Raw genomic sequence first — 24,111 nt, 5'->3', positions numbered from 1 at the left:
CACCGCCTCAGGGAATCTGAGCGAAGGTGCTTCCCAGGGCATACATGGTGTAGATCCACCACCACTGCGCGGCTGCTCCGATCAGCAGCACGCCGAGCCGCCACCATCGCGCGCGGGGCAGCGCGACAGCGCCCCAGAGCGGGGTCAGCGGAACGAGAAGGCGGAACGTGCTCGACTGCGGGAAGAACACCGCCAGCAGGTAGAGCAGGTACGCCCCCGACCAGAGCCGGATCGGCACCCCCAGCCGCCGCACCCGACGGTCGGCGATGAGCATCAGCGCCGCGACGACGACGATCGTCGTGAGTCCCACGAGGCACACCCACGCCGGCACGCCCCAGATGCGCGACCACAGGAACGCCGCCTGCACCGTGCCGTCGAAGGGCACGAAGCCGCCATGATCGCCGATCCAGGACCGTCGCCACGCCAGCTCGGTCTGCAGGTACGCGCCCGGCTCGCCGGTGACGACGCCGGTGATCACGGGCCAGGCGAACCCGCATCCGGCGGCGAGCAGTCCTCCGGCCACGATGTGGCCGATCTCACGCGGCGGCAGCTCGTCGTGCGCGCGCCGCGTCCAACGCCAGATCCCGTAGAGGGCGAGCATCAGTGCGAAGGCGAGGACGCCCGGGCGGGTGAAGGCCATGAGCGGGATCCACAGATACAGCCACCACCAGCGGCGCCGCTCGACCGCGAGAAGGGCGAGGAGCAGCCAGAGCTGGAAGAGCGACTCGGCGTAGCCGAGCTGGAACAGCGCGGCCATGGGGCCGGCGAAGCTGAAGAAGACCACCGCCCACATCGCGGCACCTCGACCGATGCGTCGCCGCAGCAGAGCGAACAGGACCAGACACGCCAGGTATCCCGCTGCTGCCGACACCAGCGGCGCGGCGATGGGGAATCCGCCCACGATCCAGCCCGCGACACCGGTGATGGCGGGGTACACCGGCATGAACGCCCAGGCGTTCTGGGCGACGTTGCCCGCGGCGTCGAGCGGCAGTTCGGCGGGATAGCCGCTGAACGCGATAAGCCAGTACCACTGCGCATCCCACCCCATCGTCAAGGTGCCGAGCGACGCATCGGCGCCGAAGCGAGACTCCGGTCCGCTCAGTGCGGCCGCGCCGAGCAGGAAGGCGGTCGTGACCGCACGCGAGGCGAGGTAGACCAGTGCGATTGCACCGGCAGGCGGCAGCGCGATCGCGGCTCGGCGCAGCGATCTCATGCTCGCGGGGTCACCTGACCGCGAGCCAGGCGCGCAGGCCGCGCTCGACGGCATCGATCTGCGCGACGGGCACCCGCTCCTGGTCGTGGTGCGCGAGCGAGGGGTCGCCCGGCCCGTAATTGACGGCCGGCACGCCCAGCGCTGAGAACCGCGCAACGTCGGTCCAGCCGTACTTGGGCCGCGGCTCGGCGCCCACCGCGGCGACGAACTCCTGCGCGAGAGGTGCGTCGAGCCCCGGCCGCGCCCCTCCGGCGAGGTCGACGACCTCCACCTCGAAGCCCGCGAAGAAGTCGCGGACGATCCCGACCGCCTCGTCGGGAGTGCGGCTCGGCGCGAAGCGATAGTTGACCTCGACCTCGCACAGGTCGGGGATGACATTTCCCGCGATGCCCCCGGAGATGCGCACTGCGTTCAGGCCCTCGCGATAGACGAGACCCTCCACCTCGACATCGGCGGGAGTGTGGTCGGCGAGACGTTGCAGGATCGGGGCCGCATGGTGGATCGCGTTGTCGCCGATCCACGCGCGGGCGCTGTGGGAGCGCACGCCGTGCGTTCGCACGATCGCGCGGAGATTGCCGTTGCAGCCGCCCTCCACCTGCCCGTTGGACGGCTCGCCGAGGATCGCGAAGTCGCCCGCGAACAGGTCGGGGCGGTTCGCCGCCAGCCGCGTGAGGCCGTTGAGTTCCGCAGCGACCTCCTCGTGGTCGTACCACATCCACGTGATGTCCACCCGCGGATCGGTGAGCTCCGCGGCGAGTTTCAGCTGCACGGCGACGCCCGCTTTCATGTCGACGGTGCCCCTCCCCCAGAGGAACGTCTCCCCGTCCTCGACGACCTCGCGCACGGGGAGGTTCGCGTTGACGGGCACCGTGTCGATGTGGCCCGCGATGACGACGCGCTGCGCACGGCCGAGCTGAGTTCGCGCGACGATCGTGTCGCCGTCGCGGACGACCTCGAGGTGCGTCAGAGACGAGACGGCGGCGAAGATGGCGTCGGCGAGGGTGGTCTCGTCGTCCGACACGCTCGGGATGTCGCACACGGCCCGGGTCAGATCGGCGCTGGAGACGGTCAGATCGAGCTCAGGCATGCCGCCGATTCTATCGGCGACGGCCGCACCGATAATCTGGAGGCATGAGCGAACGGTGGGCATGGGGCGTGGGACTCGCGACCTCGAGCAGCGATGGCACGACACTCGACACCTGGTTCCCGGAGCCCGCGCTCGGAACGCCTGCTGCCGCGGAATCGGCAGCGGCCATGGTCACCTGGGCCCCGATGGCCGCGGACGACGAGCGCCGCGGGGTGACGGTCGAGGCCATCACCGTCTCGATCGATCTCGACGCCGCGCCGGCCTCGACGCCCGATGCGTACCTGCGCCTGCACGTCATCTCCCACCGCCTCGCAGCACCGAACACGGTCAACCTCGACGGGATCTTCAGCCACCTGCCGATCGTCGCGTGGACGACAGCCGGTCCGATGCACCCGGACGAGGCCACCCGCCGTCGTCCACTGCTGCAGCGCGATGGCATCCAGGTGCACGGTCTCGACAAGTTCCCGCGCCTGCTCGACTACGTGACTCCTCCGGGAGTGCGCATCGCCGATGCCTCCCGCGTGCGCCTGGGCGCGCACCTGGCGCCGGGGACGACCGTGATGCACGAGGGATTCGTCAACTTCAACGCCGGCACCCTGGGCGCCTCGATGGTCGAGGGCCGCATCTCGCAGGGTGTCGTCGTGGGTGACGGCAGCGACATCGGCGGCGGCGCATCGATCATGGGCACGCTGTCGGGCGGTGGCAGCCACCGGGTGTCGATCGGTCGCCGCACGCTGCTCGGCGCTAACGCCGGCATCGGCATCTCGCTCGGCGACGACTGCGTCGTCGAGGCGGGCCTGTACGTCACCGCGGGCTCGAAGATCGTGCTGGCGGACGAACCCGCCACGGCCTCGGGGGCGCGTCCGACCGTCAAGGGCGCGGAGCTCTCCGGCCGCGACGGCATCCTCTTCCGCCGCAACTCGCTGACCGGGGCGATCGAGGCTGTCCGCCGAGCTGGCGTCGGCGTCACCCTCAACGAGGCCCTGCACGCCTGACCGCGCCGCGAGACCCGCGGGCCCCTCAGAGCAGCAGAACGGAGAGCAGCCCGCCCCAGAGGCAGACGGCGGCGAGTATCCCGAGGCTGTACCAGAGCGATGCCCGCAGGATCTCCGACTCGCGTCCTGCCAGCCCGACCGCGCCCGCGGCGATCGCGATCGACTGCGGTGAGATGACCTTCGCCGCGGTGCCGCCCGCGGTGTTCGCGGCGACGAGGAGGGCGGGGTCGACGGCGATCTGCTCCGCGGTGGCGACCTGGAGCGGCGCGAACAGCGTGTTGTTGTTGACGACCGAGCCCGTGAGGAAGACCCCGATCCATCCGATGATGGGCGCGAGGAGCGGGAAGAGCGGGCCCACCGCCGCCAGCGCCGTCCCCATCGAAGCCGAGCCTCCGGAGTAGTTCGCGATATTGGCGAGGACGAGGATGATGGCGATCAGCAGCAGGGCGCGCCAGAGGCCGCGCACCGTCTCCGCCAGCGTCCAGACCAGGTCGGCCGCGCGCAGACGCGGCGTCGTCCAGAACGACACGATCACCGCCAGCAGGATCGCCGTGCCCGTCGCATTGATCGGCGTGAAGCTCCATGTCGCCGTGACGACATCGCCGCCGGGGGTCTGCACGCTGCCGGTGAGCCCGGGTATCGGAACCGCGAACACCAGCGCGGACAGCGGCCCGCCCGACGCGAACAGGTTCTTGAACACCGGCAGGCTCCAGACGAGGATCACCGCCGTCAGGATGTAGAACGGGCTCCATGCCGCGATCACCTCGCGCAGACTCGCGTGGTGCTGCTCGGGCTCGGGCGCGCCGACCTCGCGGTGAACCCGCCGGGGCTGCCACACCCGCCCCAGAAGGAAGAGCGCGACCATCGCGGCGAGTCCCGCGCCGAGGTCGGCGAGCTCGGGGCCGAGGAACCACAGCACGCCCGCCTGCACACCGCTGAAGACGATCGTGACGAGCAGTGTGGCGGGCCACGTCTCGCGCAGCCCGCGCACGCCGTCCAGGATGATCACGAGAAGGAACGGGATGAGCACCGTGAGCGGTTGCAGCACGAGCACCATCGCGCGGGAGAGCTCCTGCACCTCGAGGCCGCTGACCTGGGCGCCCACGATGACGGGGATTCCGATGGCGCCGTACGCCCCGGCGGCCGCGTTGGCGACGAGCGAGATCATCGCCGCCCGCAGGGGCCGGAAGCCGAGCTGGACCAGGAGGGCCGCGCAGATGGCGATCGGCACACCGAAACCGGCCGCACCCTCGAGGAACGCGCCGAACGCGAAGCTGATGAGGAGCACCTGGATCCGCTGGTCCGTCGAGATCCCGCCGATCGACGAACGGATGACGTCGAACCGCCCGCTCGCGACGGCGAGCTTGTAGAGCCAGACCGCCATCACGATGATGTAGGCGATCGGCCAGATGGCGTTGAGCAGACCGAGCAGCCCGGCACCCCCGACTGCGGTGAGCGGCATCCCGAATCCGAGCGCGGCGACCAGCAGCTGCGCGACGAGAGCGATGACACCGGCGAGGAGACCGCTGAGGCGGAACCCGACGAGCGCGACGAGGAAGACGACGATGGGGATGGCGGCGACCAGTGCCGACAGCGCGAGCGAACCGAGCGGATCCGTCGTCTGCACCCACATGCGTCGCTCCCCTGCTCGTCCGTCGCGGCCCACCCTAGACCGGCCCGGAGGCGGGCGCGAGGGGGGCGTATGCTCACGTCAGGAGGTGGCGCGATGCCCGATGACCGTTTGCCGAAGAAGGTGTACGAAGCCGAGCTGCGGCGGCTCCAGGCGCAGCTCGTCGACATGCAGGCCTGGGTCCAGGCCACCGGGGCGCGCATCGTCGTGATCTTCGAGGGACGGGACGCCGCGGGCAAGGGGTCGACGATCAAGCGCGTCGCCGAGTATCTCAACCCCCGCGTCGCGCGGATCGTCGCCCTTCCCGCGCCGACGGAGCGCGAGCGCTCGCAGTGGTACTTCCAGCGGTACGTGGCGCACCTGCCCGCCGCCGGCGAGATCGTCCTCATGGACCGGTCCTGGTACAACCGCGCCGGGGTCGAGCGCGTCATGGGCTACTGCACCAACGAGGAGTACCACCGCTTCCTCCACCAGGCGCCGATCTTCGAGCGCATGCTCGTGGAGGACGGCATCCTGCTGCTGAAGTACTGGTTCAGCGTGTCGGACGTCGAGCAGGAGAAGAGGTTCCGGTCGCGCAACGAGGACCCGATGCGGCGGTGGAAGCTCTCCCCCAACGACGTCCTGTCGATCACGAAGTGGGAGGACTACTCGCGGGCGAAGGACACGATGTTCGTGCACACCGATATCCCGGAGGCGCGCTGGCACGAGGTCGACAACGAGGACAAGCGCCGGGGCCGGATCAACATGATCCACCATCTGCTCGGGCAGATCCCGTACGAGGTCGTCGAGCGGCCCGAGATCGAGATCCCGCCGCGCCCGCCGTCCGGAGGATACGACCGGCCGCCGCAGCAGCTCGACGGGTACGTGCCCGACTACGCCGCGACGCTGATCGAGAAGTGACACGCGCAGTGCCGGGATCGACGGGAGCGTAGGGTTCGCGCCCCGCACCGCCCGCGCTCCGGTCCCGCCACGGCCGACCGCGCCGAGATGCCGTCCCGTCCACAGGCTCAGCGCGGTTCAGCGAGCTATCCGGGCCTCCGTGGGAACCGCGAGCCTGTGGACGGGACGAGCGACCGGGGCGCGACCGGGGCGCGTCCGGGTTCGGCCGGGACGCTGCCGACGCACGTCCGGCGGGGAAGCGCCCCGGCGTGACACGGCGCGAGCGTCAGAGCTGGGGCTTCAGCGGTGCTGCAGCCGTGCCGCCAACAGGCTCGGCTGCACTGCAGACCGATCCGGGCGCTGAGTAGCGCGATCCAGCCTGCTGGCGGCACGGCGGCCCGGCGACACGCCACCCGAGGTCGAGCCGGGCACAGCCCGCGTCGCGGCGTGGATCCGGACCGGCCGACCGCACCGCGACCGCATGCGAAAGGCCGGCACGTCGCTGTGACGTGCCGGCCTTTCGTCTGCGTCGAGCGCTGGCTCAGGAGGTCGGGTAGTCCCGCTCCGCCGAGCCGATGTACAGCTGCTGCGGACGGCCGATCTTGGTCTGCGGGTCGTTCTGCATCTCACGCCAGTGCGCGAGCCAGCCGGGCAGCCGGCCGATCGCGAACAGAGGCGTGAACATCCGGGTCGGGAAGCCCATCGCCTTGTAGATGACGCCGGTGTAGAAGTCGACGTTCGGGTACAGGCGACGCTCGCGGAAGTAGTCGTCGCTCAGGGCGATCTCCTCGAGCTCCTTCGCAAGGTCGAGCAGCGGGTCGACGACGCCGAGCTCGTTGAGGACTTCGTCCGCCGACTCCTTGACGAGCTTCGCGCGCGGGTCGTAGTTCTTGTAGACGCGGTGCCCGAAGCCCATGAGCTTCACGCCGTCTTCCTTGTTCTTGACCCGGGCGACGAAACGCTCGACGCTCTCGCCGGAGTCGCGGATGCGCGCGAGCATGTCGAGGACCGCTTCGTTCGCCCCGCCGTGGAGCGGGCCATAGAGGGCGTTGATGCCGGCCGAGATCGAGGAGAACTGGTTCGCGCCGGTGGATCCCACCAGGCGGACCGTCGACGTCGACGCGTTCTGCTCGTGGTCCTCGTGCAGGATGAGCAGACGCTCGAGCGCGCGCGAGACGACCGGGTTGACCTCGTAGTTCTCGGCCAGGACGCCGAAGTTCAGGCGCAGGAAGTTGTCGACGAAGCTCAGCGAGTTGTCGGGATACAGGAAGGCCTGTCCGACGCTCTTCTTGTGCGCGTACGCGGCGATCACCGGCAGCTTCGCCAGCAGCCGGATCGTGTTGAGCTCGACGTGCTCGGGGTTGTTCGGATCGGACTGGTCCTCGTAGTACGTCGACAGGGCTGCCGTTGCCGCCGAGAGCACCGACATCGGGTGCGCCGTGTGGGGCAGCGACGAGAAGAAGCGCTTGAGGTCCTCGTGCAGCAGCGTGTGACGGCGGATGCGGTCGTCGAAATCGGCCAGCTCGTCTGCCGTCGGCAGGTCGCCGTAGAGCAGGAGCCACGCGACCTCGAGGTAGGTCGAGTGCTTGGCGATCTGCTCGATCGGGTAGCCGCGGTAGCGCAGGATGCCCTGGTCGCCGTCGATGTAGGTGATGGCCGACCGCGTGGCCGCGGTGTTGACGAAGCCGTAGTCGAGGCTCGTGTGCCCCGTCTGCTTCGTGAACGTCGAGAAGTCGACGCTCGGAACTCCATCGGTTCCGTGCAGCACCGGCAATTCGGCGGTGCGGTCACCGATGGTGACGGTGGCCTTCTGCGGGGTGCCCGTGTCGTTCACGAAGCCTCCTTGCGATCGTCCGGTGCGGTCATTACAGCCTATCGGGCGCACGGGCCTACTCCGTACGGCGCCAAAGGATCAGCGGATCAGTAGGGGGAAACCTACGAATCCGCGAGGCGTGCGGCGGCGGCTTCGATCCGCTCCTGCGACGCCGTGAGCGAGAAGCGCACATGCTGCGGGAAATGTGCTCCGTAGAAGTGCCCCGGGCCGGCCAGGATGCCGAGCTCGGCCAGCCGGCCGAGCGTCCGCCAGGCATCCTCGCCGGCGGTCGCCCAGAGGTAGAGGCCGGCCTCGCTGTGATCGATGCGGAAGCCCGCCCGCTCGAGCGCGGGACGCAGGACATCGCGACGGCGCCGGTACAGGTCCTTCTGTCGAGCGACGTGATCGTCGTCGCCGAGCGCGGCGGCCATCGCGTGCTGCACGGGCAGCGGCAGCATGAGGCCCAGGTGCTTGCGCGCCGTCAGCAGCCTCGTGACGATCGTCGCGTCTCCCGCGAGGAACGCGGCGCGGTAGCCGGCGAGGTTCGACTGCTTGCTGAGCGAGTAGACCGAGAGCAGGCCCGCGACGTCGCCGCCGCTGACGCGCGGGTCGAGGATGCTGGGAACGGCGTCGTGCGCCCAAGGTCCGTCCCACCCGAGTTCGGCGTAGCACTCGTCCGAGACGACGACGGCTCCGAGTTCCTGGGCGCGGGCCACCAACTGCCGGAGCGCCGCGACGTCGAGAACGCGACCGTCGGGGTTGCCCGGTGAATTGACCCACACCAGCCGCGTGCCGTCCGGGAAGTCGGCGGGGTCGTCCGCCGCCACCGGCGTGGCTCCGACGAGACGCGCTCCGACCTCGTAGGTCGGGTAGGCGGCGCGCGGATGCACGACGACATCCCCCGCACCGAGGCCGAGGAGCAGCGGCAGGAGAGCGACGAGCTCCTTCGACCCGATCGTCGGCAGCACGTTGTCGGGCGCCAGACCCGTCACACCGCGGCGGCGGTCGTACCACCGCACGATCGCCTCGCGCAGTGCCGGGATGCCGACGGTCTGCGGGTACGCGTGCGCGTCGGTCGCTTCGCGCAGCGCGCGGGCGACGACCTCGGGTGTCGGGTCGACCGGCGACCCGATGGACAGATCGACGATGCCGCCGGGATGGCGACGGGCTTGCTCTGCGTAGGGCGCGACGGCGTCCCAGGGGTAATCGGCGAGGTCGCGGACGCTCAATGCCCCTCCCCCTGCGGCGGCAGCGCGGCCACGAGGGGGTGGTCCTTCGCGATGACGCCGACCTTCGCGGCGCCCCCCGGCGAGCCGAGGTCGTCGAAGAACTCGACGTTCGCGGTGTAGTAGTCCTGCCACTCGGCGGGCAGATCGTCTTCGTAGTAGATCGCCTCGACCGGGCACACCGGCTCGCACGCGCCGCAGTCGACGCACTCGTCCGGGTGGATGTAGAGCGAGCGCTCGCCCTCGTAGATGCAGTCCACGGGGCATTCGTCGATGCAGGCGCGGTCCTTCACGTCCACGCACGGGAGGGCGATCACATAAGTCACACGACGAGTCTAGTTCGTGCGATCAGGGGCGGCCGCCGTGCGCACGCCCGCGAACGATGGCCAGCCCACGACGATGGCCACCATGATCGGAACCGCGAAGGTCCAGATCAGGCCCGTGCTCAGCTGGCCCTCCGGCGGAGCCGGGACCACGACCGAGCCGCCGGGTCCTCGCCCCGAGAAGACGACCGTCGCTACGAGGGCTCCGAGCCCGCAGGCCAGCGCCGTCCAACGGTCGCTCGTGAGCAGTCGCAGCCCCGCGACGAGGGCCGTGATGCCGGCGACCGCGACGATCAGCCCGACGGGAACCGCGCCCCACACGTATGCCTGGGTGATGGTCCCCGCGACGCCGTAGACGCCGCCCGCGATCGCCGCGACGAGCCACCCCGCCGCCCGGGACCAGGTCTGATTCACCGGGCCAGTCTAGGCGGCCCAGCCCCACGCCCGAAGCGCCGCCGCCACCAGGGCGGCCACCGCGACCACGACGAGGAACGGCGCGCGCAGCGCGAGCAGGACGGCAGCCGCCGCGACGGCGGGCACGCGGGCGTCCACGACGATCGCAGCTCCCGCACCCAGGGTCTGGACCACGACGAGGGCCGACAGCAGAGCGATCGTCAACTGGTCGATGATGCGCTGCGCTCGCTCCCCGTCGAACCAGCGCGGCGGCAGGAGGTAGCCGAGCGCCTTCAGCGCCACGCAGATGATCGACGCGACGAGGATGCCGGTCCACGGGGTCACGGCTTCTCCCCCGCCGTCGTCGTCTCGTCGTCGACCCGCGACAGGCGTCGACCGGGCATCGCCGCGGCGACCACGATCGCCACGGCCCCGGCGATGAGCACGGGGATCCCGGGCATCGTGAGCGGTGTCGCCACGCCGGCCACGACGCCCGCGGCGACCCCCACGGCCACCGCCTCGAGCCGGCGCAGCCGAGGCCACAGCAGCGCGAGGAACGCCGCCGCGGCGGCGGCATCCAGCCCGTAGGTGCGCGGATCGCCGAGGACGTCGCCGAGCAGTGCACCGAGGAGCGTGAAGAGGTTCCACCCGAGGTAGATGCCCACACCCGTCACCCAGAAGCCGATGCGGCGTGCGCGAGCGCTCGACTGCGCCAGTGCGACAGCCGTCGACTCGTCGATCGTGAACGGGATCGCGGTCAATCGCCGCGCGATGCTCCCGGCGACGACCGGGGCCATCCGCAGGCCGTACGCGACGTTGCGCACGCCGAGCAGCGCCGCGGAGGCGATGGCGGCGGGAAGGGCCGACCACCCTCCGGTCGCGATCACGCCGACGAAGGCGAACTGCGAACCTCCCGTGAACATCACGAGGCTGAGCACGCAGGTCTGCCAGATGTCGAGGCCCGCGGCGACCCCGAGCGCACCGAACGACACGCCGTAGGCACTCGTCGCGACCGCCACGCCGATCCCATCGCGCCACGCGCGCCGCGTCGCGGCATCCTGCTCCATCACCACGATGCTATCCACCGGCCGCGACGGCGATCGACATGAAAGCCACGACCCCGGATGCCGCCCTTGAGTAAGGCATGACGCCTCTGGTGCGAAAAACGGCTAAGGGCCTCATTGGCATCTTGCAATGAGACCCTTAGCGTCGCCAAATATCACATATCCGGCTTTAACGAATACCCCTTCGTATCACCAGTGATTCACGCATCGAACACCCCACGAATTGATCGTTCCCGAAGTCTGACCAAATCCGAAGGTGTGCGTTCCGGGCCCGAAGTTGTAGCTATGGTTACCCGAGGTGCTCCACGAACCGCGCAGATTCGTAGGGAACCCCTCGAAGCCGACCTGATTGCTCTTCCACGAGTACAAGTCGACAGTGCCAGTGCTATTCCAGTAGAGCTCGACAGCCTGGTTCCCGCACCCACGCGTCACCGGCGGCCAGCGATTCTCAGCGGACGCTGAGATCGCTCCTCCGGAAACGATACCTGCGGCGAGGAGGGCGATCGTGAGAGTGGCTGCAGATTTGCGCTTCATCCATTTTCTCATGAAACCTGTCTATCCGACTTCGCACGCGAGTGCAATAGGCATGTTGCTATCGGGTTCGGCACCTCTAGCGAACGGTTGCCGACAGTGATATGAAGCGCACTAACCGGTGAGCGGACGCCGGGCCATGAAGCGAGAAGCGCGCTATCAGATGTCATCCCGACCGAAACACGCGTCGGCGAACTGGAAGTCACAGTCCTCCTGGCAGCCACGGAGAACGCGCTCGCAGGGTTTCGGCTAGACCGGCGAAACTCGCTCCGAAGGCTCCAGACGCCACGACCCCGGAGGCCGAGGATCGGCGCTCCGGGGTCGTGGGCAGGCTTCGGGAAGCCGGATCAGGCGTTGGCGTCCTGGCGCTTCGCGCGCGACGCGGCGCGGCCGCGCTCGGTCGCATCGAGCACGACCTTGCGGATGCGCACCTTCTCGGGGGTGACCTCGACGCATTCGTCGTCGCGTGCGAACTCGAGCGACTCCTCCAGCGTCAGAACGCGCGGCGGCGTCATCGACTCGAAGGAGTCCGAGGTCGACGAACGCATGTTCGTGAGCTTCTTCTCCTTCGTGATGTTGACGTCCATGTCGTCGGCGCGCGAGTTCTCGCCGATGACCATGCCCTCGTAGACCTCTTCGGTGGGCTGTACGAAGAAGCTCATGCGCTCCTGCAGGGCGATCATCGCGAACGGGGTGACGACACCCGAGCGGTCGGCGACGATCGAGCCGTTCTGACGGGTCGAGATCGCGCCCGCCCACTCGTCGTAGCCGTGCGAGATGGCATTCGCGATACCGGTGCCGCGCGTGATCGTGAGGAACTCGCTGCGGAAGCCGATGAGGCCGCGCGACGGGACGACGAACTCCATGCGGACCCAGCCGGTGCCGTGGTTCGTCATGGTGTCCATGCGACCCTTACGGGCCGCCATGAGCTGCGTGATCGCGCCGAGGTGCTCCTCGGGGGCGTCGATCGTCAGGTGCTCGAACGGCTCGGTGAGCTTGCCGTTCTCGTCGCGACGCGTGACGACCTGGGGCTTGCCGACGGTGAGCTCGAAGCCCTCGCGCCGCATGTTCTCGACGAGGATCGCGAGAGCGAGCTCGCCGCGGCCCTGCACCTCCCAGGCGTCGGGGCGCCCGATGTCGACGACCTTGAGCGAGACGTTGCCGATGAGCTCGCGGTCGAGACGGTCCTTGACCATGCGCGCGGTGAGCTTGTGGCCCTTCACCTTGCCCATCAGCGGCGACGTGTTGGTGCCGATCGTCATCGAGATCGCGGGGTCGTCGACCGTGATCGCCGGGAGCGGACGGACGTCCTCGGGGTCGGCGATGGTCTCACCGATCGTGATGTCCTCGATGCCCGCGATCGCGACGATGTCGCCGGGGCCGGCGGACTCGGCCGGGAAGCGGTCGAGCGCCTTCGTCTTGAGGAGCTCGGTGATGCGTGCGTTCGAGTGGGAGCCGTCGTGGCGCACCCACGCGACCGTCTGGCCCTTCTTCAGCGTGCCGTTGAACACGCGCAGCAGCGCGAGGCGGCCGAGGAAGGGGCTCGAGTCGAGGTTGGTGACCCAGGCCTGCAGCGGCGCCTCGTCGTCGTACGACGGCGCGGGCACGTGCTCGAGAATGGCCTCGAACAGCGGCTCCAGGTCCTCGTTGTCGGGCAGTTCGCCGTTGGCCGGCCGGTTGCGCGACGCAGCGCCGGCGCGGCCCGAGGCGTATACGACGGGCACGTCGAGCAGCGCGTCGACGTCGAGGTCGGGCACGTCGTCGACGAGGTCGCCGGCGAGGCCCAGGAGCAGGTCGTGAGCCTCCTCCTCGACCTCGGCGATGCGGGCGTCGGGTCGGTCGGTCTTGTTGACCAGCAGGATGACGGGCAGCTTCGCCTCGAGCGCCTTGCGCAGCACGAAGCGGGTCTGCGGGAGCGGACCCTCCGACGCGTCGACGAGCAGCACGACGCCGTCGACCATCGAGAGGCCGCGCTCGACCTCGCCGCCGAAGTCGGCGTGACCCGGGGTGTCGATGACGTTGATCGTCACCGGCACCTCGGTGTGGATGCCGTTGTAGGTGATCGCCGTGTTCTTGGCGAGGATCGTGATGCCCTTCTCGCGCTCCAGATCGTTGGAGTCCATGGCACGTTCCTCGACGTGCGCGTGGTCGCCGAACGAGCCGGTCTGGCGGAGCATGGCATCGACGAGCGTCGTCTTGCCGTGGTCGACGTGCGCGACGATCGCGACGTTGCGGAGGTCAGGACGAAGGGCATGCGCCATGAAGGGGGTCCTCAGGATGAAGGGAAAACGTCGGGATGCCGACGGGACAGTTTAACGCAGGCGCCCTGCGAGTTCGCGGGGCGCCTGCGAGGAGGTCGGAGTCCGAGCCTCAGGATGCGTCGAGAGCGGCCCGGCGTTCCTCGCGGCGGCGGCGCTGCTCGATCGGATCCGGGACCGGGGAGGCGGCCAGAAGTTCCCGGGTGTAGGCCTCGCGGGGCTGCAGCAGGACGCGCGACGTCGACCCCTGCTCGACCGTTCGCCCCGACTTGAGCACGAGGATCTGGTCCGACAGCTGGTCGACGACGGCGAGGTCATGACTGACGAGGATGCAGGCGAACGAGTACGTCTCCTGCAGCTCCTTCAGCATGTCGAGCACGGCGGCCTGGACCGACACGTCGAGCGCCGACGTCGGCTCGTCGGCGACGAAGAGCTTCGGCCGCAGCGTGAGCGCCCGCGCGATCGAGACGCGCTGACGCTGACCACCCGACAGCTCGTGCGGGTACCGCTCGAGCACGTCGCGCGGCAGCCGCACGGCGTCGAGCAGCTCGCGGGCGCGGTCGAGCCGCTCCGCCTTGGTGCCGACACGGTGAATGGCCATCGGCTCGATGATGCAGTCGCCGATCGGGAACCGCGGGTCGAGGGATGCCGCAGGGTCCTGGAAGACGACGCCGATGTCGCGCCGCACGTTCTTCGCCTTGCGCCCGCGCAGCTTCGCGAGGTCCCGTCCGCCGAGACTCAGCGTCCCGTCCGCGACCGGCATCAGCCCGAGCACGGCGCGCGCGATCGTTGACTTGCCCGAGCCGGACTCGCCGACGATACCGAGGACTTCGCCGGCGGCGAGGTCGAACGAGACGTCCTCGACAGCGCGGAAGGTCTTGCCGCGCCCGGCGTACTCGAGGACGAGTCCCTTCGCCTCCAGCACCACGTCGCGCGTGGCGCCGCCTGCGGCTCGAGTGGTGAGCTCGGGGTCGAGGCGGGGAACGGCGGCGAGGAGCTTCTTCGTGTAGGGATGCTGGGGCCGGGTGAGGACGTCCTCCACGTCGCCGACCTCGACCAGGTCACCGCGGTACATCACCGCGACGCGGTCGGCGATGTCGGCGACGACGCCCATGTTGTGCGTGATCAGCAGGATGCCCGCATCGCGGTGGTCCTTCAGACGCCGCAGCAGATCGAGGATCTCGGCCTGGACCGTGACGTCGAGAGCGGTGGTCGGCTCGTCCGCGATGATGACCTTCGGATCGAGAGCGATCGCCATCGCAATGACGATGCGCTGACGCTGGCCTCCCGAGAACTGGTGCGGGTACTGCTTGATGCGTCGCTCCGGCTCGGGGATGCCCACGTCACGCAACAGGCCGATGGACCGGTCACGCGCGTCCTCGCCGTACGCGACGTCGTGGAGCTCGAAGATCTCGGTGAGCTGACGCTCGATCGTCAGCACCGGGTTCAGCGCCGTCATCGGCTCCTGGAAGATCATCGCGATCTCGCTGGCGCGGAGCTTGCGCATCCGCTCGTTCGGAAGCCCGATCACCTCGGTCTCGCCGACCGTGATGGATCCCCGGGTGATGGCGTTCTCGGCCAGGAGACCCATCGCGGCCAGCGAGGTCACCGACTTGCCGGAACCCGACTCGCCGACCACAGCCACGACCTCGCCGGGGCGCACCTCGAGCGAGATGCGCTTGACAGCGTCGACGTCGCCCGAGCCGGTGAGGAACGTGACCGAAAGGTCGGTGAATTTCAGTGCGGTACGCGTGGCGGTGACGCTCATGCGCGGTTCCTCCTCTTGATCTCGCGACGCACGCTGCGCGACTGGCGCGGGTCGTACGCGTCGCGGATGCCGTCGCCCAGGAAGTTGATGGACAGGGCGATCGCGAGGATCATCATGCCCGGCCACCAGAACAGCCACGGTCTGCTGGTGAAGCTGCCCTGGTACTGACTGATCAGGAGGCCCAACGAGGTCTCCGGGGGGACGACGCCGAATCCGAGGTACGACAGCGAGCTCTCGAGCAGGATGGCGCCCGCAATGGCGAACGTCGCGTTGACCGCGATGACGCCCACGACGTTCGGCATGAGGTGGCGGAAGATGATGCGTGCTCCCCCGGCACCCGAGGCACGAGCCGCGAGGACGAAGTCGCGCTCGCGCAGCGACAGCACTTCGCCGCGCACGAGGCGGGCGAGTCCCGTCCACGTCAGCAACGAGAGCATGAACGCCAGCACGATCGGGTTCTTGCCGATGTTCCCCGCGATCTGACCCACGACGGCCGCGAGGGCGAGCAGCGGGATCACGATGAACAGATCGGTGATGCGCATCAGGACCGAGTCGACCCAGCCGCGGTAGTAGCCCGCGACCGCGCCGATGACGCTTCCGATGACGGTGGACGAGATGCCGAGTACGAGACCGAGCAGGATCGACCGCTGCGTACCCATCATCGTCAGCGCGAAGAAGTCCTTGCCGGTGTTCTCCTGGCCGAACGGATGCTCGCCGATCCGGATGCCGTCGCCGCCGAGCCACTCGGGAATCAGGCTCAGCGTCGGGGCGCCCCCGTTGACGACGTCGCCCGCGGCGCGGTAGTCGTGGGGCCACCATCCCGGGATGCCGAAGAAGCCCACCGAGGTGAAGCTCAAGAGCGTCAGGAAGATCAGGATCACCGCGGAGATCGTCGCCGCGCGGTGCCGCAGGAAGCGCCCCCACACGATGCGGGCCTGTGAGCGGGGTGCGGCGGTGCTCTTCGCGAGCGCAGCGTCCTCGGCCTCCGCGACCGAGAGGACCGACGTCGTGGTCGGCACGTTGTCGTTCGGGTTCGTCATACTCGGATCCTCGGGTCGATGACGGCGTAGAAGATGTCCGCCAGCATGTTGAAGACGATCGCGGCGAGGCCGGTCACGAGGAAGAAGGCCATCACGGGATTCGGGTCGACTTCGCGCAGCCCTGTCGCGAACAGGTCGCCCATGCCCTTCCATCCGAAGACCTGCTCCGTGACCACGGCACCGCCGATGAGTCCGGCGAAGTCGAACGCCGCGATGGTCGCGATCGGGATGAGGGCGTTGCGGAACGCGTGGCGGAAGATGACCAGCCGCTCGGGAACGCCCTTCGCCCGCGCCGTGCGGATGAAGTCCTGGTTGCCCACCTCGAGCATCGATGTCCGCGTGTAGCGGCTGTACGACGCCAACGAGATGACGGTCAGCAGCAGGGTCGGCAGCAGCATCTGCGTGCCGATGTCGAGGAAGGTCTGCCAGAACGTCCCGTCGAAGTTCGGCGTCTGCGCGCCGATCGTCGAGATGGGGCGCGGCTTGCGCTGCAGGAACGACGGCCACACGCGGAAGAGCGAGTCCACGACCGTCAGGAGGGCACCGCCGAAGATCGTGACGAATGCGACGACCGTAGCCGGCCCCCGGAAGCGCCCGCCGAAGAACCGCCCGATGAGGAACGGCACGATCATCGCCAGCAGCGCACCGCCGGCGAGGACGCCCCAGTTCATGTAGTAGATGAACACGTTCGTCAGCGCCAGGTGCATGACGACGACGAGTCCCGCGCTCGCCAGACCGATGACGAGCACCCGCCTGTTGTGCAGCCCCACCGACGCCACCGTCGCGCTGAGTGCGAGCAGGACAGTGAGCACGGCCACGCCGATGATGGTGAGGCGCGGCTCGCGGAACGCGTTGGTCGCCAGCATGAGGGGCAGCGCTGCCCCCAGGACCGCGGCGGTGACGGCGAAGGTGATCGCCCGCCGCTTCAGCGAGCCGCCGCCGAGCACCTGCACGACGAACCCGATGACGACGGCGATCAGGATGATCTGTATCGGCGTCAGCTCCGGATCGCGGATCCAGTCGTTGTACCCGATCGCGAGGTACTCCTTGAAGAGCACCGCAGCCCAGAAGACGGGCAGCGAGAAGAAGAGGAAGGTGAGGAACGTCACGGCGTAGTCCAGGCCCGAGTACTGCCGGATGGCGGTGATGATGCCGATCGCGACACCGATGATCAGCGCCAGGATCGTGGCGAGCAGGACGAGCCTCAGCGTCGAGGCCGCTGCCTGTCCCACGAGCGTGGAGACCTCGACGCCCTGTCGGGTGAGTCCGAGGTCGCACTGCCCGATGAAGCACTTGCTCGCACCCAGGAGCCAGGTGAGGTAGCGCTGGAACCAGGGCTGGTCGAGGTTCATGTATTCGATACGCCGAGCGATCAACTGCTCGCGGTTGTCCGCGTTGCTCTCTCGCAGGTCGGCGAGCGGGTCGCCGGAGTTGATCGTCAGGACGTACATCAAGAGGGATGCGGCGAGCATGATGCCCACCGCTGCCGCCAGACGGCGGATGATGAATTTCAGCACGGAAGTCGAGGTCCCTTGGTCGTACGCGGGGCACACGTGTGCCCCTCACGGGAGTGTGGGCCGTCACCGCAGCGACGGCCCACACTCTGGTCGTGTCAGAGACAGAATACGTTTATTCTGCGCGCGACCACTTCTCGGCGTTCCACATGATGCCGCTCTGGCCCACCGAGTGCTGAGCGTTCTCGATGTCGGCGGCAGCAGCGTCGACACCGGGGTGGGCGAACAGCGGGATGCCGAACAGGTCATCCCACAGCTGCTTCTCGATGATCTTCGTCTGCTCGAGGTGGACCGACTCGTCGAGGCTCGTCACGAGCGTCTCCCAGGCCTGGTCGACGACCGGGCTCGAGTAGCCGCCGTAGTTCTGCGGCTTGTCGGTGGCGTAGATGTTCTGGCCCGACGTGATCTGGCCGGAGCCTGCCCAGGCGAACAGAGCCACGTCGTAGTCGCCGCGCTCCTGGGTACCACCGGGCTGGAAGAAGTCGGCGTTGCCGACATCCTGGATCTCGAAGCCGACCTGGTCGCAGGACGACTTGATGAGGGCGACCTCGTCGGCACGACGCGGGTTCGGCGCCGAGTAGCCGATGCGGACGACGGTGCCGGCGGCGCCGGCAGCGTCGACGAGAGCCTTGGCCTCCTCGAGGTTGGGCTCGTCGTAGCGGCCGTCGTACGCGGCCGAGACGACCTCGTCGTAGTTCTCCTGGAACGGGAACACCTCGCGAGCGTTCATGACCTCGGCATCCGAGCTGACCGGCTTGATGAGGTTGTCGACAATCTGCTGGCGCGGCACGCACATCGCGAACGCCTGACGCAGCTCGAGGCTGTTCGCGAGCGACGCGTTGCCCTTGAAGTTGAAGTCGAGGTGCTCCCAGGTGAGCGTCTGGCCGGTGAGAAGTTGAGCGGCGTCGCCGAGCTCCTCGATCTGCGAGACGGTGTCGACCGAGGGCTGCGGGGCGATGACGTCGAGGTCACCGTTCTGCAGCGCCTGGACCATGGCGTCCTGCGCGACGAAGCGGATGACGAGCTCGTCGTTGGCCGCAGGCTCGCCGTAGTAGTTCTCGTTGCGCTTGAGGGTCACCGACTGGCCGGCCTCCCACGACGAGAGGACGTACGGACCGGAGCTGGGGATGAGCGCCTCGTCCGGCAGCGTGCCGGGAGCGGTGTTCCATCCGGTGTTCCAGAACTCGGCCGCGTCGGCGAGGGCGGCGGCGTCGCCGCCGCGGATGGCCTCGACGAGCTCCTCGGTCGACAGGCCGCCCTGCTCGGCGACGACGTGCGCCGGGCTGAGCATCCAGGTCTGGATCTGCCAGTCGGGGTCCGGCGCCGCGAACTCGACCGTGAACGACTTGGCGTCGGCGTCGCCCTGCGGACCGGCGGGGACGGTGTCACCGAGGTCCTGCGAGACCGAGTTGAACAGCGGGCCCTCGGCACCGGCGAGGTTGGGGTTCTGGACGCCCCAGGCGAGAACGGCGTCGGCGACCGTGATGGGCGTGCCGTCGGACCACTTCGCGTCGTCGGCGATGGTGTACTCGACGACCATCGGGTCTTCCGAGATCAGCTCGTACGAGCCCAGATCGGTGTTCGGCTGGATGGCGCCGACCTCGTCGAAGTAGCTGAAGCCCGCGAGGAGCCGGTCCACGATCGCCGAGTTGTACGTCGAGTACGTCTCGGGCGTGAAGCCGTTGTAGCTGATGAAGTCGTTCGGACCGACCGAAACGGCGATGGACTGGCTCGCCGTCGTCGTCTCCTGTTCGCCGCCGTCCGCCGGCGCACAGCCGGCGACGACGAGCGCCAGGGCAGCGGCGCTCGCGCCCGCCATGGAGATACGCGTGAAACGCATTCCCACTCCTGTTCTCTTGATGATCCGGGCGACGGAAGACCTTTCCGCTCCCCGCTCAGCGACACGGTCGCCGAGTTCAGATGACCACTACCCTTGCGTGCGTTCGTTTCCAACGTGTTGCGCGAAACGAGTTCGTTAGCAAAATGTGTCCTACGCATGCCGCGATCGGCGTACGCCTTGCTCACCGCGGCTTACGCCGGCTGAGCACATAGGCAGTCCGGAACCCGCGTGCCGGCAGACGATGCGGGGATGATGCAGCGCAGGATCCGGTTCAGCCGCCGAAAGCGAGTGCGACAGCAGCCCAGAGCACGATGACGGCGAGCGGCACCACGACCGCGCGGTTCCACTTGGCGGTGATCGCCTCGTTCGGGGCTTCGGGCGCGTGCTCCTCCCACGCCGAGCGGATCTCCTCGAGCTCGCGGACGGCGGTCGGCATCCGCTCCGCTTCTTCGCGGACGCTGGACCAGGCGCCACGGCCGACACGGGACGGCCTGCTGGGTGACGGACCGCCGAAGGCGGAGATGGAGCGGCCATCGACGGTGTCGACGGTGACCTGCCAGCGCAATCGGATATCGGCGACCGACGGCCAGGGCACACGCGTGACCCTGAGCGGATTCGCTATGACGATCGCGCTCTCGTCGGTCGCGATGAACGGCGCGTAGAGCAGCGTGTAGATCATCCACACCGCCAGGAGGACCCAGGGTGCCAGCAGCAGTCCCTGCACGACGCCGCCCCGGACGAACGCGTCGCCGAGGAGGAAGACGCCGAGCAGGCCGGCGCCGGCGACCGCGATGGTCGCCGACGCCGGCCGGTAGGTCTTGCGCATACTGCGGAGGCTCAGACGCCGAACTGGAATCCGGCGCCGGGGATGGCCGCGAGCAGTTCGCGCGTGTATTCCTCGGTCGAGCGGTCGAAGACCTCGTCGGTCGTCGCCGATTCGACCAGGCGACCCCGTCGCATGACCGAGACGTTGTCGGCCACGAGACGCACGACCGCGAGGTCGTGGGTGATGAACAGATAGGTCAGGTCGAGCTCCGTCTGCAGTTCCGTCAGCAGGTTCAGGATCTGCCCCTGCACCAGCACATCGAGGGCCGAGACCGCCTCGTCGAGGACGAGCACGTCGGGCTTGAGCGCGAGGGCGCGCGCGATCGCGACGCGCTGACGCTGACCGCCCGAGAGCTCGCTCGGATAGCGATCCTTCGCCGCTGCCGGAAGCGACACCTGGTCGAGCAGCTCGCGTACCCGGGCCGACCGCTCCTTCTGGGTGCCGAACTTGTGCACCCGCATGGGCTCGGCGATCGTGTCGCCGACGCTGTACTGCGGGTCGAGGGTGCCGTACGGGTCCTGGAAGACCGGCTGGACCCGGCGGCGGAAAGCGAGCTCCTCGGCGCGGCTGAGCCCGCCGAGCTTCTTGCCGTCGAAGTGGATCTCGCCCGACGTCAGCTGCTCCAGCTGCAGGAAGAGCTTGGCGAGCGTGGACTTACCCGACCCCGACTCTCCGACGATCGCGGTCGTCGTTCCCTTCGCCACCTGGATGCTGACGTCGTCGACCGCGACGATCTGCTTGGACGAGAGGCCGCCGGTGCGCACCTTGTAGACACGTCGCGCGTTGCGGATGTCGATGAAATCGCTGCGCGCAGCGACCGCCTCCGCCTCGGCCTCGCGCTCCTCGGCGCGGGCGAGGAACTGCTCCCCCGCGCCGAAGACGTCGACGTCCTCGTGGTGGCGCACCGCCTGGATGCGACGTGAGGCGAGGCTCGGGGCCGCGGACACGAGTCGCTTCGTATAGGGGTGCTTGGGATCGGCGAGGATCTCCTGCGACGGACCCGACTCGACCACGCGACCGCGGTACATCACGACCAGGTGCTCGGCCCGCTCGGCTGCCAGGCCGAGGTCGTGGGTGATGAACAGCACCGAGGTGCCGAAGTCCGTGGTGAGCGTGCCGAGGTGGTCGAGGATCTGGCGTTGCACGGTGACGTCCAGGGCCGACGTCGGCTCATCGGCGATCAGGAGCTTCGGGCGCGCGGACAGACCGATTCCGATGAGGGCACGCTGACGCATGCCGCCGGAGAACTGGTGCGGGTACTGCCGCATCCGGTCGGCGGCGTCGGGCAGCCCCGCCTCGGTGAGGACCTCGACGGCACGGTCGCGGACCGCGGCGCGACCGGTCGCGCTACGGTTCGAGCGGACAGCCTCGCGCACCTGGAACCCGACGGTCAGGACCGGGTTGAGGTTCGACATGGGATCCTGCGGGACATAGCCGATCTGCGCTCCGCGCACGGCCTGCAGCTCGCGGTTCGACAGTGCCGCGAGGTCGCGGCCTTCGAACATGATCTGGCCGTCGGTGATGCGCCCGGTGCCCGGCAGCAGACGGATGATCGCCTGCGCCGTCGTGGACTTACCGGAGCCGGACTCGCCGACGATCGCGACCGACTGGCGCGGGTAGATCGTCAGGTCGACGCCGCGGACGGCCGGGACGAGTCCGGCCTTCGTCTGGAACCCGACGTGGAGGTTGCGGATGTCCAGCAGCGGCGTGGCATCCGAGGACGTGGTGTCGCTCATCGGCGCGCACGCTCCTTCGGGTCGAGGGCATCGCGCACGACGTCACCCAGCATGAGGAAGGACAGGACCGTCACCGACAGAGCGGCGGCGGGGTAGATCAGCACCATGGGGCTCGTGGTGAGCGACTGGCGCGCGGAGTTGATGTCGTTGCCCCAGCTCATCACCGTCCCGGGCAGGCCGATGCCGAGGAACGACAGGGTCGCCTCGGCGACGATGAAGGTTCCGAGCGACACCGTGGCCACGGCGATGACGGGCGCGATCGCGTTCGGCAGCACATGACGCAGCAGCACGCGCCAGCGCGAGACGCCGAGCGCGATGGATGCCACGACGTAGTCGGCCTGCTTCGCCGTCAGGACCGCGCCGCGCATGATGCGAGCGATCTGAGGCCACGCGAAGACCGCGATCACGAGGGCGACGACGAGCGGCGTCCGGTCGGGCACGACCGACATGAAGACGATGGCACCGAGCACGGTGGGGATGGCGAAGAAGATGTCCGCCACGCGCGACAGGATCGCGTCGAGGATGCCGCCGTAGTATCCGGCGAGGGCGCCGACGATCGAGCCGAAGATCGTGACCATGAGCGTCGCGATGAAGCCGACCATGACCGACGACTGCGTGCCGTAGATCACGCGGGCGTAGACATCGCATCCCTGGCGGGTGAATCCGAAGATGTGTCCGGCACGCGGCCCGGCGTTGCTGTCGGCCAGCTGACAGTTCGCGGTCGGCGACACGGGCGAGAAGAGCCCGGGGAACATCGCGACGACGAGGATCAGCACGATGAGCACGGCGGAGACCCAGAACATGGGCCGGCGGCGCATCGACTGCCACGCGTCGCTCCAGACCGTGCGCGGCTTGTCATCGGTCGAGACGGCGTCGATCGCCTGGAGCGGCGTCTCCTCCTCGGGAGCGACGAAGTGTTCCTGATTCCGGCGGAGATTACTTGGCATAGCGGATCCTCGGGTCGAGCCAGGCGTACAGGAGATCGACGAGCAGGTTCGCCAGCATGATGATGATGACCATGATGGCGACGAAGGACACGACCGTGGGTCCCTCACCGATCGTGATGGCGCGATAGATCGTGCCGCCGACGCCGTTGATGTTGAAGATGCTCTCGGTGACGATCGCGCCGACCATCAGCGATCCGAGATCCACGCCCAGGTAGGTCACCACCGGGACGAGCGAATTGCGCAGGACGTGCACCGTGACGACGCGACGGCGGCTGAGGCCCTTGGCCGTCGCCGTGCGGACGAAGTCGGCCGAGAGGTTCTCCGCGACGGAGGAACGGGTGAGGCGGACGATGTACGCGAACGAGACCGTCGCGAGCACGATCGCCGGCAGGAGGAGCTCGTTCCAGGGCGCACCGGCACTGACGGTGGTTCGGAACCATCCGAGCTGGATGCCGAGGATGTACTGCAGAACGAAACCGATGACGAAGGTCGGCACGGAGATGAGGAGCAGGCTGACGACCAGGGCGGTGGCGTCGAAGAGCTTGCCCTTGCGCAGGCCGGCGATGAGACCGACGACGATCCCGAAGAACGCTTCGATCGCGAGGGCGAGGACGGCCAGTCGCAGCGTGATGGGGAACGCCTGAGCCATGACGTCGATGACGGGGCGCCCCGAGAACGTCGTGCCCCAGTCACCCTGCAGCAGCGCCCCGATGTACAGGAAGTACTGCACGATGAACGGCTTGTCGAGGTTGTACTGCGCCCTCACCGCCTCGATGACGGCGGGAGACGGCTGACGCTCGCCGTACAGGGCGGCGATCGGGTCTCCCGGCAAGAGGAAGACGAGGGCGTAGATGAGAAGGGTCGCCCCGAAGAAGACGGGGATCAGCTGCAGCAGCCGCCGACCGATGAACCAGAGCATCGACGAATAGTTCCTAAATGGGTTCGGGTAGTGAGGGCGAGAGGCCCCGGTCAGCACGGTGTCCGGGACGCGAATGCGCCCCGGACACCGTACTCGATGATCGCCTGGA

General features: G+C 68.7%; 20 protein-coding genes. 2 read left to right on the top strand and 18 right to left on the bottom strand.

From position 1 onward, the window contains the following. Positions 1–7 precede the first annotated feature (7 nt). Together CI089_RS09970 and dapE are read right to left on the bottom strand one after the other, a co-directional pair. On the bottom strand, positions 8–1,213 hold the full coding sequence (locus tag CI089_RS09970) for a hypothetical protein (protein WP_094262445.1): 1,206 nt from the start codon (positions 1,211–1,213) through the stop codon (positions 8–10). A 10-nt stretch (positions 1,214–1,223) separates the two neighbouring features. Continuing rightward, the gene (gene dapE, locus CI089_RS09965; RefSeq protein WP_094261458.1) at positions 1,224–2,300 is read right to left on the bottom strand and encodes a succinyl-diaminopimelate desuccinylase; all 1,077 of its coding nucleotides are present in this window, start codon (positions 2,298–2,300) and stop codon (positions 1,224–1,226) included. Between the two features lie 44 nt (positions 2,301–2,344). Between dapE and dapD the strand changes: the two genes are divergently transcribed. Next, positions 2,345–3,295, top strand: coding sequence for a 2,3,4,5-tetrahydropyridine-2,6-dicarboxylate N-succinyltransferase (gene dapD / locus CI089_RS09960; protein WP_094261457.1), 951 nt, complete (start codon positions 2,345–2,347; stop codon positions 3,293–3,295). Positions 3,296–3,320: 25 nt separating this feature from the next. On the opposite strand, the gene CI089_RS09955 is transcribed toward dapD, so the two are convergent. Continuing rightward, entirely contained in the window at positions 3,321–4,928 is a 1,608-nt protein-coding gene (locus CI089_RS09955; RefSeq protein ID WP_094261456.1) for an L-lactate permease, read from the bottom strand. 93 nt (positions 4,929–5,021) lie between these two features. Here CI089_RS09955 and ppk2 point away from each other — a divergent pair, with 93 nt between their 5' ends. Continuing rightward, positions 5,022–5,825, top strand: coding sequence for a polyphosphate kinase 2 (gene ppk2 / locus CI089_RS09950; protein WP_179223308.1), 804 nt, complete (start codon positions 5,022–5,024; stop codon positions 5,823–5,825). Positions 5,826–6,345: 520 nt separating this feature from the next. Here ppk2 and CI089_RS09945 read toward each other — a convergent pair. From CI089_RS09945 to CI089_RS09875, 15 genes are all read right to left on the bottom strand, one after another. Continuing rightward, positions 6,346–7,638 carry a citrate synthase gene (locus tag CI089_RS09945; protein ID WP_094261455.1) on the bottom strand — a complete coding sequence of 431 codons (1,293 nt, stop codon included), beginning with the start codon at positions 7,636–7,638 and terminating at the stop codon, positions 6,346–6,348. A gap of 101 nt (positions 7,639–7,739) precedes the next feature. Further along, positions 7,740–8,846 (bottom strand): succinyldiaminopimelate transaminase, encoded by a 1,107-nt coding sequence (dapC, locus tag CI089_RS09940; RefSeq protein ID WP_094261454.1) that lies wholly within the window; start codon positions 8,844–8,846, stop codon positions 7,740–7,742. Continuing rightward, positions 8,843–9,169, bottom strand: coding sequence for a ferredoxin (gene fdxA / locus CI089_RS09935; protein WP_094261453.1), 327 nt, complete (start codon positions 9,167–9,169; stop codon positions 8,843–8,845). Before fdxA ends, dapC begins: the two co-directional genes overlap by 4 nt. A 9-nt stretch (positions 9,170–9,178) precedes the next feature. Continuing rightward, entirely contained in the window at positions 9,179–9,580 is a 402-nt protein-coding gene (locus CI089_RS09930) for a histidinol dehydrogenase (RefSeq protein WP_094261452.1), read from the bottom strand. Between the two features lie 9 nt (positions 9,581–9,589). Beyond that, positions 9,590–9,904 (bottom strand): AzlD domain-containing protein, encoded by a 315-nt coding sequence (locus CI089_RS09925; RefSeq protein WP_094261451.1) that lies wholly within the window; start codon positions 9,902–9,904, stop codon positions 9,590–9,592. Further along, entirely contained in the window at positions 9,901–10,626 is a 726-nt protein-coding gene (locus CI089_RS09920) for an AzlC family ABC transporter permease (protein ID WP_094261450.1), read from the bottom strand. Before CI089_RS09920 ends, CI089_RS09925 begins: the two co-directional genes overlap by 4 nt. A gap of 875 nt (positions 10,627–11,501) precedes the next feature. Beyond that, positions 11,502–13,415, bottom strand: a complete 1,914-nt coding sequence (typA, locus tag CI089_RS09915; protein WP_094261449.1) for a translational GTPase TypA — start codon at positions 13,413–13,415, stop codon at positions 11,502–11,504. A 109-nt stretch (positions 13,416–13,524) separates the two neighbouring features. Beyond that, complete coding sequence (locus CI089_RS09910; protein ID WP_094261448.1) at positions 13,525–15,180, bottom strand: ABC transporter ATP-binding protein; 1,656 nt, start codon at positions 15,178–15,180, stop codon at positions 13,525–13,527. Then, a complete protein-coding gene (locus CI089_RS09905) occupies positions 15,177–16,220 on the bottom strand; it encodes an ABC transporter permease (protein WP_064956512.1) in 1,044 nt (347 codons plus the stop codon). The genes CI089_RS09910 and CI089_RS09905 overlap by 4 nt, the downstream gene beginning before the upstream one ends. Further along, entirely contained in the window at positions 16,217–17,737 is a 1,521-nt protein-coding gene (locus CI089_RS09900) for an ABC transporter permease (protein WP_094261447.1), read from the bottom strand. The genes CI089_RS09905 and CI089_RS09900 overlap by 4 nt, the downstream gene beginning before the upstream one ends. 112 nt (positions 17,738–17,849) lie before the next feature. Further along, positions 17,850–19,574 (bottom strand): ABC transporter substrate-binding protein, encoded by a 1,725-nt coding sequence (locus CI089_RS09895; RefSeq protein ID WP_094261446.1) that lies wholly within the window; start codon positions 19,572–19,574, stop codon positions 17,850–17,852. A gap of 271 nt (positions 19,575–19,845) precedes the next feature. Then, the gene (locus CI089_RS09890) at positions 19,846–20,400 is read right to left on the bottom strand and encodes a PH domain-containing protein (protein WP_094261445.1); all 555 of its coding nucleotides are present in this window, start codon (positions 20,398–20,400) and stop codon (positions 19,846–19,848) included. 11 nt (positions 20,401–20,411) lie between these two features. Beyond that, positions 20,412–22,136: a dipeptide ABC transporter ATP-binding protein gene (locus CI089_RS09885; RefSeq protein WP_071918046.1), complete on the bottom strand. Its 1,725-nt coding sequence runs from the start codon at positions 22,134–22,136 to the stop codon at positions 20,412–20,414. Next, complete coding sequence (locus CI089_RS09880) at positions 22,133–23,083, bottom strand: ABC transporter permease (protein ID WP_023950496.1); 951 nt, start codon at positions 23,081–23,083, stop codon at positions 22,133–22,135. The genes CI089_RS09885 and CI089_RS09880 overlap by 4 nt, the downstream gene beginning before the upstream one ends. After that, the gene (locus tag CI089_RS09875) at positions 23,073–24,002 is read right to left on the bottom strand and encodes an ABC transporter permease (RefSeq protein WP_023950495.1); all 930 of its coding nucleotides are present in this window, start codon (positions 24,000–24,002) and stop codon (positions 23,073–23,075) included. The genes CI089_RS09880 and CI089_RS09875 overlap by 11 nt, the downstream gene beginning before the upstream one ends. Between the last annotated feature and the right edge of the window lie 109 nt (positions 24,003–24,111).

The sequence above is a fragment of the Microbacterium sp. Yaish 1 genome, from assembly GCF_002245215.1.
Lineage (GTDB): Bacteria > Actinomycetota > Actinomycetes > Actinomycetales > Microbacteriaceae > Microbacterium.
Note: the sequence above shows the minus strand (reverse complement) of the source record. Positions and strands in the feature narration are given on the sequence as shown.